This is a genomic window from Diaphorobacter nitroreducens (assembly GCF_002214645.1).
In the GTDB taxonomy this organism is placed as follows: Bacteria; Pseudomonadota; Gammaproteobacteria; order Burkholderiales; family Burkholderiaceae_C; genus Diaphorobacter; species Diaphorobacter nitroreducens.
In genome coordinates this window covers 804,564-822,049 of record NZ_CP016278.1, presented here as the reverse complement: position 1 = coordinate 822,049, position 17,486 = coordinate 804,564, and the positions used below count along the sequence as shown (strand labels likewise).

18 protein-coding genes are annotated in these 17,486 nt (G+C 67.8%); 2 read left to right on the top strand and 16 right to left on the bottom strand.

The annotated features are described in order from the left end of the window. The 4 genes from rbbA to BA022_RS03860 are packed head-to-tail and all read right to left on the bottom strand — an operon-like array spanning position 1 to position 7,080. Positions 1-2,742, bottom strand: a complete 2,742-nt coding sequence (gene rbbA / locus BA022_RS03875; RefSeq protein ID WP_033474835.1) for a ribosome-associated ATPase/putative transporter RbbA — start codon at positions 2,740-2,742, stop codon at positions 1-3. Between the two features lie 6 nt (positions 2,743-2,748). Further along, the gene (locus tag BA022_RS03870; protein ID WP_033474834.1) at positions 2,749-3,837 is read right to left on the bottom strand and encodes an HlyD family secretion protein; all 1,089 of its coding nucleotides are present in this window, start codon (positions 3,835-3,837) and stop codon (positions 2,749-2,751) included. After that, positions 3,834-5,333: an efflux transporter outer membrane subunit gene (locus BA022_RS03865; protein WP_053462640.1), complete on the bottom strand. Its 1,500-nt coding sequence runs from the start codon at positions 5,331-5,333 to the stop codon at positions 3,834-3,836. Before BA022_RS03865 ends, BA022_RS03870 begins: the two co-directional genes overlap by 4 nt. 10 nt (positions 5,334-5,343) lie before the next feature. Next, positions 5,344-7,080: a PHA/PHB synthase family protein gene (locus tag BA022_RS03860; RefSeq protein WP_033474909.1), complete on the bottom strand. Its 1,737-nt coding sequence runs from the start codon at positions 7,078-7,080 to the stop codon at positions 5,344-5,346. Between the two features lie 347 nt (positions 7,081-7,427). Between BA022_RS03860 and BA022_RS03855 the strand changes: the two genes are divergently transcribed. Further along, entirely contained in the window at positions 7,428-8,030 is a 603-nt protein-coding gene (locus BA022_RS03855; protein ID WP_033474833.1) for a TetR/AcrR family transcriptional regulator, read from the top strand. Positions 8,031-8,178: 148 nt separating this feature from the next. Here the strand turns inward: BA022_RS03855 and BA022_RS03850 are convergent, their stop codons facing one another. The 10 genes from BA022_RS03850 to BA022_RS03795 form a co-directional block, all read right to left on the bottom strand. Continuing rightward, the gene (locus tag BA022_RS03850; protein WP_033474832.1) at positions 8,179-10,149 is read right to left on the bottom strand and encodes a relaxase/mobilization nuclease domain-containing protein; all 1,971 of its coding nucleotides are present in this window, start codon (positions 10,147-10,149) and stop codon (positions 8,179-8,181) included. Between the two features lie 448 nt (positions 10,150-10,597). Further along, positions 10,598-11,209 (bottom strand): S26 family signal peptidase, encoded by a 612-nt coding sequence (locus BA022_RS03840; protein ID WP_033474831.1) that lies wholly within the window; start codon positions 11,207-11,209, stop codon positions 10,598-10,600. Beyond that, positions 11,206-11,751: a DUF2840 domain-containing protein gene (locus tag BA022_RS03835; protein WP_033474830.1), complete on the bottom strand. Its 546-nt coding sequence runs from the start codon at positions 11,749-11,751 to the stop codon at positions 11,206-11,208. The genes BA022_RS03840 and BA022_RS03835 overlap by 4 nt, the downstream gene beginning before the upstream one ends. Beyond that, on the bottom strand, positions 11,748-12,020 hold the full coding sequence (locus BA022_RS03830) for a hypothetical protein (RefSeq protein WP_033474908.1): 273 nt from the start codon (positions 12,018-12,020) through the stop codon (positions 11,748-11,750). Before BA022_RS03830 ends, BA022_RS03835 begins: the two co-directional genes overlap by 4 nt. Continuing rightward, entirely contained in the window at positions 12,017-12,655 is a 639-nt protein-coding gene (gene parA / locus BA022_RS03825; RefSeq protein ID WP_033474829.1) for a ParA family partition ATPase, read from the bottom strand. Before parA ends, BA022_RS03830 begins: the two co-directional genes overlap by 4 nt. Positions 12,656-12,908: 253 nt before the next feature. After that, complete coding sequence (locus BA022_RS03815) at positions 12,909-13,754, bottom strand: replication initiator protein A (RefSeq protein WP_033474907.1); 846 nt, start codon at positions 13,752-13,754, stop codon at positions 12,909-12,911. Between the two features lie 26 nt (positions 13,755-13,780). Then, positions 13,781-14,065 (bottom strand): helix-turn-helix transcriptional regulator, encoded by a 285-nt coding sequence (locus BA022_RS03810; protein WP_033474906.1) that lies wholly within the window; start codon positions 14,063-14,065, stop codon positions 13,781-13,783. Positions 14,066-14,180: 115 nt separating this feature from the next. Continuing rightward, positions 14,181-14,948: a DUF2285 domain-containing protein gene (locus BA022_RS03805; RefSeq protein ID WP_033474828.1), complete on the bottom strand. Its 768-nt coding sequence runs from the start codon at positions 14,946-14,948 to the stop codon at positions 14,181-14,183. Between the two features lie 54 nt (positions 14,949-15,002). Continuing rightward, positions 15,003-15,185 (bottom strand): hypothetical protein, encoded by a 183-nt coding sequence (locus tag BA022_RS03800; RefSeq protein WP_088886606.1) that lies wholly within the window; start codon positions 15,183-15,185, stop codon positions 15,003-15,005. A gap of 106 nt (positions 15,186-15,291) precedes the next feature. Further along, complete coding sequence (locus tag BA022_RS03795) at positions 15,292-15,642, bottom strand: DUF2958 domain-containing protein (protein WP_033474905.1); 351 nt, start codon at positions 15,640-15,642, stop codon at positions 15,292-15,294. A gap of 296 nt (positions 15,643-15,938) precedes the next feature. Here BA022_RS03795 and BA022_RS03790 point away from each other — a divergent pair, with 296 nt between their 5' ends. Further along, a complete protein-coding gene (locus tag BA022_RS03790) occupies positions 15,939-16,229 on the top strand; it encodes a helix-turn-helix domain-containing protein (protein ID WP_033474827.1) in 291 nt (96 codons plus the stop codon). A 110-nt stretch (positions 16,230-16,339) separates the two neighbouring features. Here BA022_RS03790 and BA022_RS19275 read toward each other — a convergent pair whose 3' ends face one another. Both BA022_RS19275 and BA022_RS03785 read right to left on the bottom strand, forming a co-directional pair. Beyond that, positions 16,340-16,480, bottom strand: a complete 141-nt coding sequence (locus BA022_RS19275) for a hypothetical protein (RefSeq protein WP_154583261.1) — start codon at positions 16,478-16,480, stop codon at positions 16,340-16,342. Positions 16,481-16,519: 39 nt separating this feature from the next. Further along, positions 16,520-16,834 (bottom strand): DUF736 domain-containing protein, encoded by a 315-nt coding sequence (locus tag BA022_RS03785; protein WP_033474826.1) that lies wholly within the window; start codon positions 16,832-16,834, stop codon positions 16,520-16,522. Positions 16,835-17,486: the final 652 nt, after the last annotated feature.

Here is a 17,486-nt window from a genome sequence, read left to right as displayed (position 1 = left end):
TCAGCGCTCCTGTTTGCGGGTCAGGGCGATGGCCAACCCCAGCACTACCGGCACGGCCAGCAGCAGCGGCCACAGCGCGCCGCCCAGGTCGCGCAGGTGCAGCGCCTTGCTGAACACACCGCGGCTGATCGCGATCATGTGGCTGGCCGGATAGGTTTCGCCCACCACCCGGCCGACGCCTTCGAGCGAGGAGATCGGGTCGACCAGACCGGCGAACTGGGTCACCGGAATGACCGTGCCCACCACCACCAGGAACATCGAGGCGATCTGGCTGCGGGTGACCGTGGAGGCCAGCAGCCCGAAACCGGTGGATACCGTGGTGAAGATCAGCGCCGCCAGCGTCAGCGCCAGGAAGCTGCCGGTGATCGGCACGCCGAACACGGTGACCGCCAGCAGCGCCATGGCCAGGAAGTTGAGCATCGCCAGGGCCACGTAGGGCAGTTGCTTGCCCAGCAGGAACTCGCTGCGGGTGACCGGGGTGACGTAGAGGTTGGTGATCGAGCCGCTCTCCTTCTCGCGCACCACGGCGAGCGCCGTGAGCATCGCCGGCAGGATCAGCAGCAACAGCGGCACCACCGCCGGCACCATCGCCGGCAGGCTGCGCACGTCGGGGTTGTAGCGGTAGCGCGATTCGATGGCGATCGGGCTGGCCAGCTGCATGCCGAAGCGCTCGCGCGCCTGCTCGGCCAGCCAATGCAGGTGGATGCCCTGCAGGTAACCCTGGATGGTCTCGGCGCGGGTGGGCATGGCGCCGTCGAACCAGGCACCGACCTGGACGCTGTTGCCACGCAGCACGTCGCGGGCGAAGCCCGGCGGGATCTCGATGGCCAGCGCCAGCTCACCGCTGCGCATGCGTCGGTCCAGCTCCTCGTAGTCGGCCAGCGGCGCGCGTTCGATGAAGTAGCGCGAGCCTTCCAGGCTCATCGCGTAGCTGCGGCTGAGGCTGGTTTGGTCATGGTCGAGCACCGCGTAGCGCAGATCCTCCACGTCCAGGCTGATGCCATAGCCGACCACGAACATCAGCAGCAGCGAACCGACCAGCGCCAGCGTGGCGCGCACCGGATCGCGCTGCAGTTCCAGCGCTTCGCGCCAGACGTAGCTGATCATGCGCTGCAGGCTGAAAGGCTTGCGACGGGCGTCGCGATGGCCATCGGCGCGGGGCTGCGCGGGCGCCGCGTCGTCGCCGGTCTGCCCGGGCGTGCCGCCGCCGGCCTCGACCAGATAGCCGATGAAGGCCTCTTCCAGTGTCTGCGCACCGCGCTTGGCCACCAGCGCGGCCGGGGCATCGCTGTCGAGCACCTTGCCCGCATGCATCATCGACATGCGGTCGCAGCGCTCGGCCTCGTTCATGAAGTGGGTGGAGATGAAGATCGTCACCCGGTCGCGCCGCGACAGCTCCACCAGCAGGCGCCAGAACGCATCGCGCGCGACCGGGTCCACGCCCGAGGTCGGCTCGTCGAGGATGAGCAGCTCCGGCTTGTGCACCATCGCCACCGCCAGCGACAGGCGCTGGCGCACGCCCATCGGCAGGCTGGCGGGCAGGCTGTGCACGACCGCCTCCAGGCCGAAGCGTTCGACCATCTCCTGCACCCGCGCCGGGATGTCGTCCTCGGGCACCTTGAACAGGCGCGCATGCAACACCAGGTTCTGCTGCACGGTCAGTTCGGAGTACAGCGAGAACGCCTGTGACATGTAGCCCACCCGGCGGCGGGTGTCGATGTCGTGCGGGTCGACCTCGTTGCCGAACAGCCAGGCGCGGCCCTCGCTGGCCGGCAGCAGGCCGGTCAGCATCTTCATCGTGGTCGACTTGCCGCAGCCGTTGGAGCCGAGGAAGCCGAAGATCTCGCCGCGGCGGATGCGGAAGGACACATGATCGACCGCCACGAAGTCGCCGAAGCGCATGGTCAGGTCCTGGGCCTCGATGGCGATGTCGCCGTCATCGCCGCTCAATGGCGGGATCACGACCGGCTGGTGGTCGCGGGTTTTTTCTTCCGGCAACAGGGCGATGAAGGCCTCTTCCAGCGAAGCCGAGCCGGTCCGCGCCAGCAGTTCGGCCGGCGTGCCGGTGGCCAGCACCTTGCCGTCGTCCATCGCCACCAGCCAGTCGAAGCGCTGCGCCTCGTCCATGTAGGCGGTGGCCACGACCACGCTCATCTCCGGGCTCTGCCGCCGGATCCGCGCGATCAGGTCCCAGAACTGCGCCCGCGCCAGCGGGTCGACGCCGGTGGTCGGCTCGTCGAGCAGCAGCAGGTCGGGGTCGTGGATCAGCGCGCAGCACAGCCCGAGCTTCTGCTTCATGCCGCCCGAGAGCTTGCCGGCCGGGCGCGAAAGGAACGGATACAGGCCCGTGGCCCGGGTCAGCTCGTCGATGCGGCGGCGGCGCTCGGCCGCGCCGTGGCCGAACAGGCGGGCGAAGAACTGCAGGTTTTCCTCGACCGACAGCGTCGGATACAGGTTGCGGCCCAGGCCCTGCGGCATGTAAGCGATGCGCGGGCAGACCGCGTTGCGGTGGCCGCGCCGGGCCATGTCACCGCCCAGCACCTCGACGCGGCCGGCCTGGATCCGGCGGGCGCCGGACACCAGCGCCAGCAGGCTGGACTTGCCGACCCCGTCCGGGCCGATCAGGCCGACCATGCGGCCGGCGGGAATGTCCAGATCGACGCCATCCAGCGCGGACACCTTGCCGTAGTCCAAGCGCACGCCCTGCAGTTGCACGACGGTGGGCGCGTTCGGCTTGGTCATGTCCGCTTACTCCACCGGCACATTGGCAACCAGATCGGCGGGCCAGGCCTGGTCGCTGTCGAGCCGGATCCAGGCCACCCCGGGCACTCCGGTCTTGACCTGCTCCAGATGCCGACGCAGAAGATCCTCGGGAATCTGCGCACGCACGCGGAACATCAGCTTCTGGCGCTCGTTGGCGGTCTCCACCGTCTTGGGCGTGAACTGGGCCTGGCTGGCGACGAAGGAGATCGTGGCCGGGATCACGTATTGCGGCGCGGCGTCGAGCACGATCCGCACCTCGCTGCCGATGGCGATGCGGCCGGCGCTGGTCTCGGGCACGAAGAAGGTCATGTAGACGTCGGACAGGTCGAGCAGGTTGAGCACGCGCCCGCCGGCGCCGAGCACTTCGCCCGGCTGCGCCACGCGCACCTGCACCCGGCCGGCGCGCGGCGACTTGAGCGCGCTGTCGTCGATGTCGGCCTGGATCCGCGCCACCGCGGCCTCGGCCGCGCGGACCGTGGACTGCGCCCCGACCAGCTGTGCCTCGGCGGCGCGCACGGCCGCCTGAGCAGCGGCGGCCTGGGCCCGGGTCGCCGCGACCGCCGCTTGGCTGGCGCGTGCCCGCGCGCGGTCGTCGTCCAGTTCCTGGGCCGAGGAGGCGCCCTCCACCGAAAGCGTCTCCGAACGTGCCAGCCGGCGGCGCGCGGCATCGAGCTCGGCCTCGCGCTGGGCGACCAGCGCCTGCGCGGTGGCCACCTCGCTCTGCCGCAGCGCGATCTGCGCCTGGGCCGCGGCCACGCCGTGCTCGGCCTGTTGCCGCCCGGCCTCGGCCTGGTCGTACTGGGCGCGCAGGGTGTCGGTCTGCATCCGCGCCAGCGTCTGCCCGGCCTGCACGAAGTCGCCCTCGCGCACCAGGATCTCCTCCACCCGGCCGGGCAACTTGGTGGCCACGTCGATCTCGGTGGCCTCGATGCGCCCGTTGCCGCTGGCGAATCCCTCGCCCGGACCGTGGTCGGACCAGCGCTGCCAGCCCCACCAGGCCAGCACCGCGACGGCGACGACCAGCGTGGCGGGGACGATGCGTTTCTTGGAAAAAAGGGACGATGCTTTGCTCATGGTATGTCCGACGCCCGTTGCGAATGGGTGGAAAGGCCTGCTTCAGCGCCACCGGAGCGCTGGCCAGGCCCGCCTCCGAGCGCGCCGTACAGCGCGACCTGGCTGGACAGCAGCGCACGGCGCACCTGCACCAGTTGCTGCTCGGCGTCCAGCAGGTTGCGCTGCGCGTCGAGGACTTCGAGATAGGCGGCCGAGCCGTTGTCGTAGCGCAGTTGGGCCAGCCGGGAGCGTTCGGCCAGGGCCTGGCGCGCGACGGTCTGCACCTGCAACTGCTCGGCCAGCCAGTGGCGGGCCGCCAGCGCGTCGGCGACCTCGCGGAACGCGGTCTGGATGGATTTCTCGTACTGGGCCACCGCGATGTCGCGGCGCACTTCGCTGAGCTCCAGGTTGGCGCGGCGACGGCCCGCGTCGAAGATCGGCAGCGACAGCGTCGGCAGAAAGGTCCACGCGCGGCTGCCGGAATCGAACAGGCCATCGAGCTCGGCGCTGGCCGTGCCCCAACTGCCGGTCAGGGCGATGCGCGGGAAGAACGCCGCGCGCGCGGCGCCGATGTTGGCATGGGCGCCACGCAGCTGATGCTCGGCGGCGATGAGGTCTGGGCGACGGACCAGCAGGTCCGAAGGCAGCCCTGGCTGCAGCGCCGCCAGCACCGTGTCCTCGTCGAACGGCGCGCGGGCTGGGAGTGCGCCGGGATCGGCGCCGACCAACTGGGCCAGTGCGTGGTACTGGCTGGCGCGCGCGCGTTCGAGCTGGGCCAGCAGCGCCTGCGCCTGGGTCAACAGGGTCTGCACCTGGGTCAGGTCCAGCCGGGAGGTCGAGCCGACTTCCTGGCGGCGCTGGAAGATGCGGTAGGACTCCGCGCGCGAATCCACGGTGCGGCGCGCGATCGCCACGCGCTCGTCCAGTTCACGCAGCCCCAGGTAGCCATCGGCGACCTGGACGATCAGCGCCAGTTCGACCGCCTGACGGCCGGCATCGGTGGCCAGCCACTGCTGCAGTGCCGCATCCTTCAGGTTGCGTATGCGGCCCCACAGGTCCAGTTCCCAACTGCTCAGGCCGACTTCGGCGCGGTATTCGCTGCCGACCACGGACTGCCCATAGTAGTTGAGATCGCCCGGCACCCGCGCGCGCGCGCCCTGCACGCCCAGGCCCAGGCCCGGGAATTGATCGGCGCGCTGGATCTGGAATGCGGCCCGGGCTTCCTCGGCCCGGAGCGCGGCGACGCGCAGGTCGCGGTTGTTGCCCAGCGCCGTCTCGATCAGGCGCTGCAGCAGCGGATCGGTGAAGTAGTCGCGCCAGGGCGGCAGATCCTCGCGCCCTGGCGTCGATGCGCCCACGGCGGACGCATAGCTCTGCGGTACCGGCGCGACGGGCGGTTCATACTCCGGCGCCAGGCTGGCGCAGCCGGCCAGCAGCGCCAGCGCGGTGCTGGCCAGGATCGGCCGGGCCCGCAGCGGCGGCGGACGGCGCTTGCCACCTGTGGCGACGGCTGGCATATCGTTCATGTCATGTCTCCAGCACGTAGTGGCCCGGCGCCGCGTACTGCGGCTTGTAGCCCTTGGAGGGCGCCCCGATCGCGGGCGGCTTGACGGGCGTTCCCGAGCGTTCCTGCAGCCACGCGATCCAGGCCGGCCACCACGACCCGTCCTGTACCGGCGTCTGCTCCAGCCAACGGTCGGGGGGCACGTAGCTGGCGCCGGCCGCACGCGTACCGATCCGGTAGCTGCGTCTGGGCCTGCCCGGTTCGCTGACGATGCCGGCGTTGTGCCCGCCGCTGGTCAGCGCGAAGGTGATCTCGGTGGGCGTGAGGTAATGCAGCTTGTACACCGAGCGCCAGGGCGCGACGTGGTCGGTGAGCGTGCCGACGGCGAACGTCGGCAGACCGATGTCGCCCAGCGAGACCGGACGGCCGCCGACCGGGTAGCGCCCCTCGCTGAGATCGTCGTCCAGGAACAGCCGCCGCAGGTACTGCGAATGCATCTTCGCCGGCATCCGGGTCAGATCGGCATTCCAGGCCATCAGGTCGTTCATCGGCCTGCGGTCGCCGAGCAGGTATTCCTGCACCATCTTCGACCAAAGCAGGTCATAGGAGCGCAGCATCTGGAAGGCGCCGGCCATCTGGTCGCCGCGCAGATAACCGGCCTCGGCCATCTGCGCTTCCAGCATGGACACCTGGCTTTCGTCGATGAACAACCCGAGTTCGCCGGGTTCGCTGAAGTCGGTCTGCGCCGTGAACAGGCTCAACGAGGCCAGACGCTCATCGCCATCGCGCGCCATCGCCGCAGCGGCAATCGCCAGCAGCGTCCCGCCCAGGCAATAACCGGTGGCGTGCACCTTGCGCTTGGGAACGATCGCGTTGACGGCCTGCAGCGCTGCATGGAAGCCCTGCTCCAGATACTCGTCCATGCCCAGATCGCGCTCGGCCTGGCCCGGGTTCTTCCAGGAGATGCAGAACACCGTATAGCCCTGGCCTACCAGATACTTGATCAGGGAGTTGTGCGGAGAAAGATCGAGGATGTAGTACTTCATGATCCAGGCGGGGATCACCAGCACCGGCTCCGGGTGCACCGTTTCGGTCGAGGGCGCGTACTGGATCAGCTCCATCAACTGGTTGCGCAGCACCACCTTGCCCGGCGTGGCGGCCACATCGCGACCGACCACGAACGCCTCCGCTCCTGCGGGCGGCAGCTTGGCCAGCGAGCGCTCGATGTCGTCAAGCAGATGCGCCAGGCCGCGCTGCAGGTTCGCGCCATCCTCGGCGACGGTACGTGCCAGCGCCTCTGGATTGGTCAGCAGGTGGTTGCCGGGAGAGAGCATGTCCAGCCACTGCCTGGCCGCGAAGGCCACCACGTTCTCGTGGTGCTTGTCCACGCCGGATACGCCATGGGTGGCCTGCGACCACCACTGCTGGTTGAGCAGAAAGACCTGATGCAACAGGTTGAACGGCCAATGGCGCCATTCCGGGGCAGCGAAGCGCCGATCCTGCACCGGTGTCTCGATGCAATCGCGGGCTTCTCCCGTGCCGGCCAGAAGGCATTCGCGCAGATAGCCGGCAAGCGCGGACGCCTGTTCGGCCGCCAGTGACATCAACTCGGACTGCTTGCCCGGCGAGGAGGCCAGATGCGAAGCCCAATCCGTCCACGCCAGCAGGAGAGACTGCGGCGAGATGGACGCGCTGGCAGCGGCCTGGACAGCGCGGGCCAACGCATCCATCTGTATCGAGACTTCACCTTCATTCGCCATCAAAACGCGTCCTCTTCCTATGACGATCAATGAATTACGCAAGAAACGACCCGTGCGTCGTTTTGGACTATAGCATCAATTCCCCAAATGCGAAGCGCTTATCCGCGGCTCGATCGGTCACGTGGGCGTACGCATGGGCCGCTCTACGACAAGGGGTGCGGCACGGGTGGGCGTTGAAGTGAAGCTCCGTGCTGCCTTGATTGCAGCTCTGAAAGCAGAATGGCGAGACTGCGCCAGGCGAGCCGCGTTAGAATTGCCGCAACAATTTCGCAGCGTGTTGAAGCAGGCCTAGGCCGGGAGATATCTTGAGTAGCTCGTCTCACCGAGGCGGTCGGCGGCGCCGTTATTTGCCAGGAGCCGAGCGAAAGCGGGAAATCCTGGATGCTGCACTGATCGAGTTCCTCGCACATGGGTTTACCAAGACCACTGTCGAGGGAATCGCCATACGCGCAGGCATGTCGAAGTCAGGGGTCTATGCGCACTTCGGCAGCAAGGATCAGGTCTTCGAAGAACTGTTGATGGCAGCCTTGCCTACGACGGAAGATTCTTTCAGCGTGTTTCTGTCCGAGGCCAATGGCTCGATCCAGGAGATAGCAGAGGCCTACATCGACAAGCTCTATGCACGCCTGGACAGTCCGCTTGCCGTTCCGACCTTCCAGTTGCTGATCGCGGAGAGCAAGCGGGTACCCGGCCTCATCGAACGATGGCACGCCAACATCCTGTTGAAGATGCGCGCGAGTTCGCAGGCCTTGGTCGACGAATGCGTACGCCGGGGAGTGATGCGTCAAAGCGCGCTGACAGAACATTTCGAGATCGTGCTTTGCCCTGTCGTGTATTGGCTGGCCAAATGCGTGCTGCTGGGCGAGCGCGCTGAAGAAACGGGCCTGTCGCTGAAAAAAATGCACGAGCTTCACAAGAAGTTGTTTCTGGAACTGCTCTTGCCTCGTTAATGATCCCGATATGGCGAGGCTGAGCGCCGTCGTTCGACAGCCTGGACACCGACCAGTCTGCGAAATCAATTGACCGCTTGCCGTCAACGTGATCGACCTCAGCGTCCGCGGGCCGAGCCAGGCGAATGGATTACCGGCTGAGCATTGATCATCCAACTGTCGGCCCTCGCTGCCTTCCGATCTCCCACGACACCCCGCCGCCACGCACCGTCGCCGCGATCTGCTGCCCCAACCGTGGCTCGATCACGGGTCGCCACGGCACCAGGCTGAACCCCATGCCGTCATCGAGCATCGCGTAGCGCCCGCTCGCCAGCATGACCGAGCGCCGGTAGATACCGGCGACCCGCTGCCCATCCGCCGCCGGGCGATGCGCCAGTCCGGTTTCGGCGGCAATGTCCTTGGCGGCCTGCGCCAGTTCCCGGTTGCGCAGCGTGCCAAGCAGGTTGCGCGCCAGGATGATGCGCTGCCCGCGCCGCTCGGCCAGCCCCTGTTCGGCCAGGAAGTCGGCGCGCTGCTGGATGGCCTGCTTGGCCTCGCCGCCAAAGCCCAGGTCGCCCAGCCCACGGTCGCCGCCGATCAGTTGCTGGTCAAGCCAGGTCGCGCCGATGACGCGGGCCTGCCGCTCGATGGACAGATGCGATTTCAGCTCCACCGCCACGCCACCCAGGCGCTGCGCGTCGTACTGGCGACCACGCTCGGCCAGATCGTCTGGCACCTTCCATAGCCCTTCGGCCACGCGCTCCACGATGCCGGCCCGGCGCAGGGCTTCCAGCCGGCGGACGTGGGCGGCGACAACCTCCTGCGGGTCGCGTCCGGGCTTGGCCCGGCCCTGTTCGATGGCAAGGTGATGGTCGGCACGGTACAGGCCATCACTCGCCAGCGCGGCGATGTTCTTGTCGGCGGCGCGAACCTCGGTCGAACCCTTCACTTCCACGATGGCGCCGGCCGGGTACTGCTCCAGCTCGGTGCGCGGCGGCAGCGCCACGTAGTGCGCCTTGCCGTCCACGCCGTCGATGACCAGATAGCCTCGGTCGTACAACTCGTCGGCCAGCCCTTTGCCTGCGACACGGCCCACGATGGTGTGGCCGTTTTCGCCATCGTCCTGGCCGGGCTGGAACACGGCCAGCTCGCGCTGCCTGCCGCCCATCGCCCGCTGCATGGTGCGGATGATGTCGCCGCGCTCGGCCATCGCCCGCAGGGTGGATTCAGCTTCTGCATGAATGGCCCAGGTGCCCGGCGCCGTTTCCGTCGCCAGTCCCATGCGCTGCAAGTGTTGCAGGCGACCGACGAGCAGCAGGCGCCGGCGTTGCAGCCTGGGTTCGGCAAGCCGTTCCGTGTGAACCAGGCCATCGACGGCTTCACGCTGCAAGGTGCGATCCAGGCTTGTCCATCGCTCCTGTTCCACCTCGCGGGCCAGGGTACGCTGTATCTCCAGCTCGGTGCGCGGCCCCAGCCACTCGGTCGCCAGTTCCATCGCCCGCTCGCGCATGCCGCGCGTGATGTAGTCCTGCGAGACGATCAGATCCTTGCCGGTGTCGTCCTTGCCGCGCAGCACGACGTGGGTGTGCGGGTTGTCGGTGTTCCAGTGATCGACCGCCACCCAGTCCAGTCGCGTGCCCAGGTCGGCCTCCATCCGTTGCATCAGGTGCCGGGTGTAGGTGCGCAGGTCGTCGAGTTGTTCCGCGTCTTCGGGGGAGACGATGAAGCGGAATTGATGGCGGTCGCCCCGGCCGCGTTCCTCGAAGGCGGCGGTGTCGGCCTCGTCGGTCGCCGGCCCGTAGGCATGGCCCGGCCCGCCCTGCCTGTCCACGCCCTCGCGCTCGATGTAGCGCAGGTGCTGGACGGTGGAGCGGCCGCTGGCCTGCTGGAGATACACCAGCCGCACCTTGACCGTGGCGCGGCGTGAGTTTGCCGTCAGCGACTGGCCGGTGAAGCGGGCCGCCACATGGCCGCGTCCCAGGCGTGAACCGGGCGCCTTGCCCCGCTTGCCGCCGGTCGCGTTGGCCGCCTTGCCGGCCTGGCGCAGCACCTGCGAAACAAAGGTGTCGCCGCGCTGCTTGGGCTTGCCGGGCCGGATGCGGAAATGGTCGTCACCGGGGGAGTTTCCGCGCTGGTTCATGGCGTGGCTCCAGGCAAGCCCGTCGCACCCTGGCGGGCGAGGCACGCGGATTCTCCAATGGCTGCAAGGCATTGGCTGCTGTCGCGGCACGAAGCCGCCATAAGGCGCGTGCCGCGCCACCCCCACGTGCAGACTGGCTTTGCGCGCACCCTGGTGCCGCACCCTTCAATCTTGCCTTCCGCCTTTGCCTTCCGCTGTCGCTCCAGGCACCGGCGGCCCGGCGGCGCTGCTGCGGGAGCAGCCAGCGCGCCGGCGAACGCGCGAACTGACGCCATGAAGGCCGCAGGCCGGGCGCGTTCGAGGCAAGACGCCTGCACGTTGGACGGCTTCGCCGAAGGCAGCGCGACGTGCGGTGCGAATGCACCGGCACGGCAGGCGCGACGACACGGCGACGAACAGTAGAACGACATGCCCGATGGCACGCCGGAGCGCAGCGAATTGGCGGCCATCATGGGCGTGTCTCCAGCCAGACCGGATGCGCGACGCCGATCACGGCGGATGCGCTGACCGGGCCGAAATACCGGCTGTCGAACGATGCCGGGTTGGTCACGCTCAACAGGAACAGCTCGCCCGGTTCGAGGCGGCGGCAAAGCTGCAAGGATGGCAGCGGCCGGCCCAGCCGGTCGGCAGGCAGCACGGCGGCCGCAGGCACGCCGTCGATGCGTACCTGCCCGGCGACGATGCAGACGTGTTGCGGCGCGACCGCGCCCACACGTTTGAGCAGCGGCACGCGCGTCGGCAGGTAGCCGCGCTGCGCAGCCAGCATGGCGGCCCTGTCGGGCAGTGGCACCAGCACGATGCTGTCCACGGACAACGGACGTGGCAGCGAGGCGGTGCGCGGGGCGAACGGTTCTATGCGATACCAGCCGACCGCCACGCTGTCGGACGGGTTGTAGATCAGGCGCGGCGGTGGTTGCACGAAAGCCGCCCAGGCCAGCGCAGCGAGACCGATGGCGGCCAGTGTCGCCACGACGACGCGAGCGCGCAAACGTGAACGTGGGTACAAGCGAGGACGCGGCGCAACGGCCGACGCGCCGCCCGTGTTGGTCGGGGCCGTCATGGCAGCACCTTCCCGGCCAGCCAAGCGGCGTGCCGCTCGGCGGTGTATTCGGGCAGCGCAAGGCGGGCCGCCAGACGGTTGCCCAGCGTGCGCCAGTACGCGGGCGACACGTCGATGGCGGCGATGCCCAGCGCTTCGATGGCGTCGATGCGTTCCAGCACGGCGCGCACATTGGCATCGCCTTCTGCGTGCAGCAGCAGGCGCGCGCCTGGCTGCACGCCTGGGATGCGCTGCACGGCATCGAGCGGCGTGCACGTTTGCATCACCATGAGCTGCCATCGGATCGTGCCGTAATCGTTGGCCTGCCAGCGGATGCGGCAGAGCATCGCGCCCGGCAGGAACACTGCGCAGCGCCGCCAGCGGTCTAGCTGGAGTGTGCGCGCAGGTTCTCCAAAGCGCAGGTAGAGTTTGAAACGGGCCTCGATGTAGGCCAGCGAAACGCGCGTCAGCGGCACGTTGCCGGCCTGTCCGGCGAGTGCCGAAAGCGCAGGCAGCGGCATAGCCGGTGCCGCGTTCGCGGCAGGCAAAGCGGATGCGGTCATGGTGTGTTCTCCCTGTGGTGATCGGGAAACTCCCGCTCCAGCAGGCCGCGCAGCAGGTCGGCCACGGTCACGCCTTGCGTGAAGGCCGACACCTTGATGCGCGCCCGCATGGCGGGCGTGATGTCCAGGGTCAGGCGCGCGGTGTAGAGGTCGCCTTTGCCCAGCGCATCGGCATCGCCCTGGCGAATCCACGCTTCTGCGTGCGGATTCGCGGGCGGACGTGCGCCGATGCCGACACGCTTGCCGCGTGGTGGTGGCTTCGCCGTCATGTCGGCCACCGCAGCAGTTCATCCACCAGGGCGGTGATTTCGCGGGCGGCGGCGCTGTCGGGCGCTGTCTCGCGGGCGAGCCGGCCAGCGGCCACGCTGTCGGCGAACACGATGCGCTGATGCACCTCCGAGCGCAGCGCGGGCAACGGCTGTTCGGCCAGCGATTGCCGTGCCTCACGCCCGATGATGGTGGTGCTGACGCGCCGATTGATGACGAAGGCCGCGCGCAGCGCAGGCCGGAACACCTGTGCCTCGCGGATCAGCGAAACCATCTCGGCGCTGGCCCACACGTCGTAGGGGCTGGGCTGCACCGGGATCAGCACGCGCTCGGCCGCCAGCAGTGCGGAGCGCGCCAAGGCCGCGATGCGCGGCGGGCCGTCGATGATGACGTGATCGGCCCGCCTGGCGAGTTCTGGCGCTTCCTGATGCAGCGTTTCGCGGGCGAGGCCGACGGCGCTGAACAGCCGCGGCAAGCCTTGCTGACTTCTGCGCTGCGTCCAATCCAGCGATGAACCCTGCGGGTCGGCATCGAGCAGGATGACGTGCTGGCCGCGCATCGCCAGCTCGCCGGCGATGTGCGTGGCGAGCGTGGTCTTGCCGACGCCGCCTTTCTGGTTGAGCAGAGCAAGGATCATGGCGCGGCCCTCCCTGCTGGAAAGCCGGTCTTTCGCTCCTGCATTTCGTGCCGTTGGGTGGTTGTCCACCGAAACGGCGCGCTTCTACTAAAAGTTATGTATTTACTGTTAGGGAAGTTAAGGGGCGAGAAAACCCAGCAGCGGCGCGGGTTTGCGGCCGATTTTGTTGCCTGATAGCACGAGGATTTGTTGCCTGATAGCACGAGTCCACTGTTGCCTGATAGCACGAGTGAATTAACAGGTTTTCCCGCACTTATCCCCGTGCCGTATGCAGCACGGGCCGGAAGGTCAGCAGTTCGGTTTTCTCGCCAGGCATCCGCTCGATGCCCAGGACGTAGCCGGGCAGCGACTGCCGCGCCACCAGCGCGCGCAGGTCGGCGGCGAAGTCGTAGAAACGCGCCACGCTGCCCGACTTGCGGTACAGGTGCTGGAAATCGAATTGCCAGCCGTGTTCCTGCCGTCCGCCGTGCTTGCGCACCAGGCGGTACAGCCACCGCTCGATGCCACCAGTGAGCCGGAAGTACGTCGGGTCGATGGTCAGCACCAGGGCCGCGTCCACCACGCCCGCGTAGAACCAGTCCGGCAGGATCAGCTCGATGCCCAGCGGCGTGCCGCTGGCATCGGCCAGTTCCTTCCACTCGTTGATCCACGAGAAGCGATGCAGTCGCCTTCCCGTGGTTTCGCGGATGGACGTGGCCACCGTGGTCGATTGCAGCCGGTCGAGCGCGGCCTTGAGGCGCTGGTAGTCGCGCAGCGACGTACCGCGCCCGATGAAGCGCAGGATTTCGTAAGGGCGCACCTGCATCAGCCGCGAGGTCGGGATGCCCGCGTCGCGGGCTTCCACGATCTGCGAGGCCGCCCAGATCAGGATGTCGGCATCCCAAATGGTCGCTATGCCATGCTCCTGCGTCCCCTCCACGCGGATGGTGATGCCGCCTGCCCGGAAGTCGATCGGCGCCGTGCGGCGCGACTTCGCCAGCGAGAAGAACGGAAAGGCCATCAAGTCCTGGCTGTCGCGTGGCGCCATGTCGCCCGGCAGCGCGCGGAACAGGTCGAGCTGTTCGCGCTGCTGCAAGGCTTGCCCTGGCGGGCTGGACATGGCGAAGGCCACCCACGCGCCGATGGTCAGCGGCCGTCACGGTAGTCGCCCGCATGCCGTTCGGCATATTCCGGGTCGGAAGTGGCCGCGTAGCTGCGCGCATCGGCCCAGGCGTCGAGGTCGCTCACCGCATACATGACGCGGCGGCCGAACTTGCGGAACTTCGGGCCACCGCCGATCACGCGCTGCTTCTCCAGCGTGCGCGGCGACAGGCGCAGGTAGTCGGCGGCCTCGTCGTTGGTCAGGTAGCGTTGGGGCTGCGCGGGCGCAGGGACAGCAGCGGCGGCAGGCCGCAAGGGAGCGGGTCGCATGGGATGTACCTCCATCAAGCCCGGCCACACCACGCGGCCGGATAGAGGCACTTTCAAGAAAGATGGGCTTCTTGCTAAGGGACGAATTGCAGGGACTGCAAAACGTCCCCCCTTACTACGATGCAACTGGCGAGACCTGCGCCAGACTGCGATAGCCGCCGCGCATCAGCGCCTCGCCACGCCTGACCAGCCGCCGCACGCGGGCACGCAAGGCGCTGTCCTTGTGCCAGTCGGCCACGACGGCATCCGCGCCGAACAGTCCTTCGGCGACTTCGCGCAAGGACGCGCCCGCCAGGGTCGCGTCGAGCGCCTGCAAGGTGTGCAGTTCCAGCACCGCGGCCGGCGTGGGCCGGGAGCGCGCCGCTGCCGCAGGCGCGGCCACGGTCGCGGCGGACAGCGCATCCAGCTCGGTCGCCAGCGTGCGGTAGCGCGCGCAAGGCGCGGCGCAGGCACGGGTGGCGTACAGGTAGGCCATGCCGTCTTCCAGGCCGGGCGCGAGCGCGAGCCGCAGGCAGCAGCCGGGCCAGTGCGACACCAGCACCAGGCGCTTGCCATCATGGATCAGTTGCTTGCGGCCAGGCACGCGCCAGAACTCGAAGGCAGCGGCTTCGGGCGGCGGGTCGGCATCGGGAACAAGCTGCACCACGGCATCATGATCGGGGAACCAGGCCGGATGCGCGTCGCGCGCATCCAGAGCGGGATCTTCCAGCAGGCGCAGGCCCCAAGCCAGCGCCGCGTCCGGCCGCCGGCGACGGCGCCGCCAGTCGCGGCGGTAGCCGGGGTTTCGGCGCAAGTATTCCCACGCCAGTGCGGGGCCGTCGAGGTGCAGGACGTAGAGATAAGCCGCTGTCGGATACCAGTGTTCGGCGCTGCGATCAGTCATGGCGAGACCTCCCTGTGCTTGGGGTGCGTCGCCACGGATTCCGCCGTGCGGGAGCTATCGAAACGCCATCAGGTCGTCATCAAAAAAGGTTAAGCTGTAACTGTCGGTGTCAAGACCGTTTGGCTCCGGCGTGTTGCGGCAATCGTCTGAATGCGACGGCTGCGCAACCCGGAAATGGTGCGCGGCACCGGATACCGTGCCGCAGGCCGCGCCAAAGATCATGACTGTTTGCATCATGCTGGCACCGCTTCGGTGCATCAATGCCGATTGAGACCGTACAGGTCTTGGGTAAGACCGAAATAGTCACAATGCGCCCCGGCTGGCCGGGCTGCGCTGGCCTTCATCAGTCCGTGATCGCGCCGTTCTCCTGCGCCAGCCGGACGTACTCCGACAGTGGGCGCAGCGCCTGGAAATACCGATCCCGCCGCACCGGCAGCTTGCGCGGGCCGACGATGCCGGCTAGGTCGGAGAGCTTGACCGTGCCCAGCGAGGGCATCCCGATACCGAGGTCGATCAGCCCGTAGGCCGTGTCGTCATCCGCAGGGTCGAGCGACACCAGCAGCCAGGTCACATGCGCGTCGGGGGTGAACAGCCGCACTACGGGCAGCGGGTCGAGGTGCTGGCCAGCGGCGAGCGCCGCTCCGTGGGCGAGCAGCCGGGCACGTTCGTCAGCGGTGACAAGTGGCAGGGTCATGGCCGGAACCTCCACGAAACCGAGGATGCGCGGATGCGCTTGTGCGTCGAAGCACGGAACCGCCAAACCGTCTCCGTGCTTTCGTGCGCAAGCACGGATGCGCAAGCCATCGCATCCTTGGAAGAACGCAAGCGCAGAAGCGCAATTGTAGGAAGCCGGAAAGACACGGATGCGATTCCCCGGTTCTGTTGGAATCCGTAGATACGGATTTCCGTAAAAGCACGGAACACCGTTTTTTCGCCAATGAGTTAAAGATAACGTGGTTTTAATTGTCCTTTGATTCGACGCTTCTGTCTATGCAGAAGCGATCCGTTCAGCCAGGCCGACCGGCCGGCGTTACCACCTTCGATGCCGACCTGGCGCAAGCCTTCGGCGCGGCGGTGCGTGCGCTACGGATGGAGCGAGGGATTGCGCAAGAATCGCTGGCGCACCTGGCCGGCATCGAGCGTTCGCACATGGGCAAGATCGAGCGTGGCGAACACATGCCCACGCTGGCGATCATCTTCAAAATCGCCCGCGCACTCGATTGCAGTACGGCGGTGCTGATGGCCGAGACGGAAAGCCAGATCGCGGCGTTCGAGACATAGCCGCAAGCGGAGCGCGCAGCGCCGCAGGCGCGAAGGCGTGAGGGATTGAAGCCGCATGGCCGTGACGGCGAAGTCGGCACGGGGCGCAGCCCGAAAGCCCGGCGGCGCTTTCAGCGCCGACACGCCATCTTGCGCTTGTCGCCACGGGCTTCGAGCCATTCGACCATCACCGATGCGATGCCGGCCCTGAACATGCGGCGCATGAGACAACTGCCGAAACCCTGTGCGTGCGGCGCTGCGATCAGCAGCATCGCGCCCCGCCGCAAGGGACGGGGCGCGGTGGGCGGCCGTCAGGCCGCCTTGGGCTTGCTGCGCGACCAGATCAGGTCGTGCGTGCCGTCCTCGTTCTCGATCAGGCGGGCATAGACCGTCGCCGGGAACGAAGGATCGTCGAGGGACACTGACACGTAGGGCCGCCCGGCTTCGCTGGTCTTCTTCCACCCCGCGCCGATGTCGTGGCCGGCCGCCTGAAGGCGGAAGTCGGGGGCGTTTTCGTTCTCGCCTTTGTCGTTGGCAACCAGCTTGACCTTGACGTTGAGGGTCAGGGTGCGAAGCGTGCCGGTGAAGCCGTCTTTCTCTGCGGTGAAGGTGCCGATGTTTGCCATGATGAATCTCCTTTCGGTTGAACAGGGTTCGCGCCCATCGCGTCCTGTTGTGATCCGACCGGCGGGGGACGGGCTGGCTGCACCGCTTGCGGGCGCAACGCAGTGGAGCGCCTGGAAGCGAAAAGAATTTGTCCCGCGAGGAATGCGCACAGCGCAGGGGAAATTGTTTTCGCTGGAAGGTTGCAGCCATAGAAGCCCGGCCACCGCCAGGATTCACAAACAGACAGGACGCCTTGGGCCGACCCGCTCCGAAAGGAAACATGGCCGGCTCGGCTCCCCGCGCGACGGCTTCACCGGCTTGCGCCCTGGCACGGGCAAGGACAACGCCCAGCGACAAGGTGAAAGCGCCCCTGACGTAGCAGGCGGCCTCTTGCTTGAGGCGTGGCGTGGAAGCTCCATTGCAAGGCCGGGTGGCGTGTCGGTGAACCGTCCTTCGTGACGTACAGGTGACGAACCGCCAGCGTCGAGGACGGCACGCTTTCGTGCAACCTGCGGCAGCAAGCCGGGGCGTAGGCCCACAAGCCCCGACCATTGGGGCGGGGCGCATTCGGAATGTCGTCGGCGTTGTGCGCCGACGCACTTATGGGCTTCGAGGGTTTCCCGCGCACAAGGCTACTTGTGCGCCGCCCCTGCGCGGCCTGCCCGAAGGCGG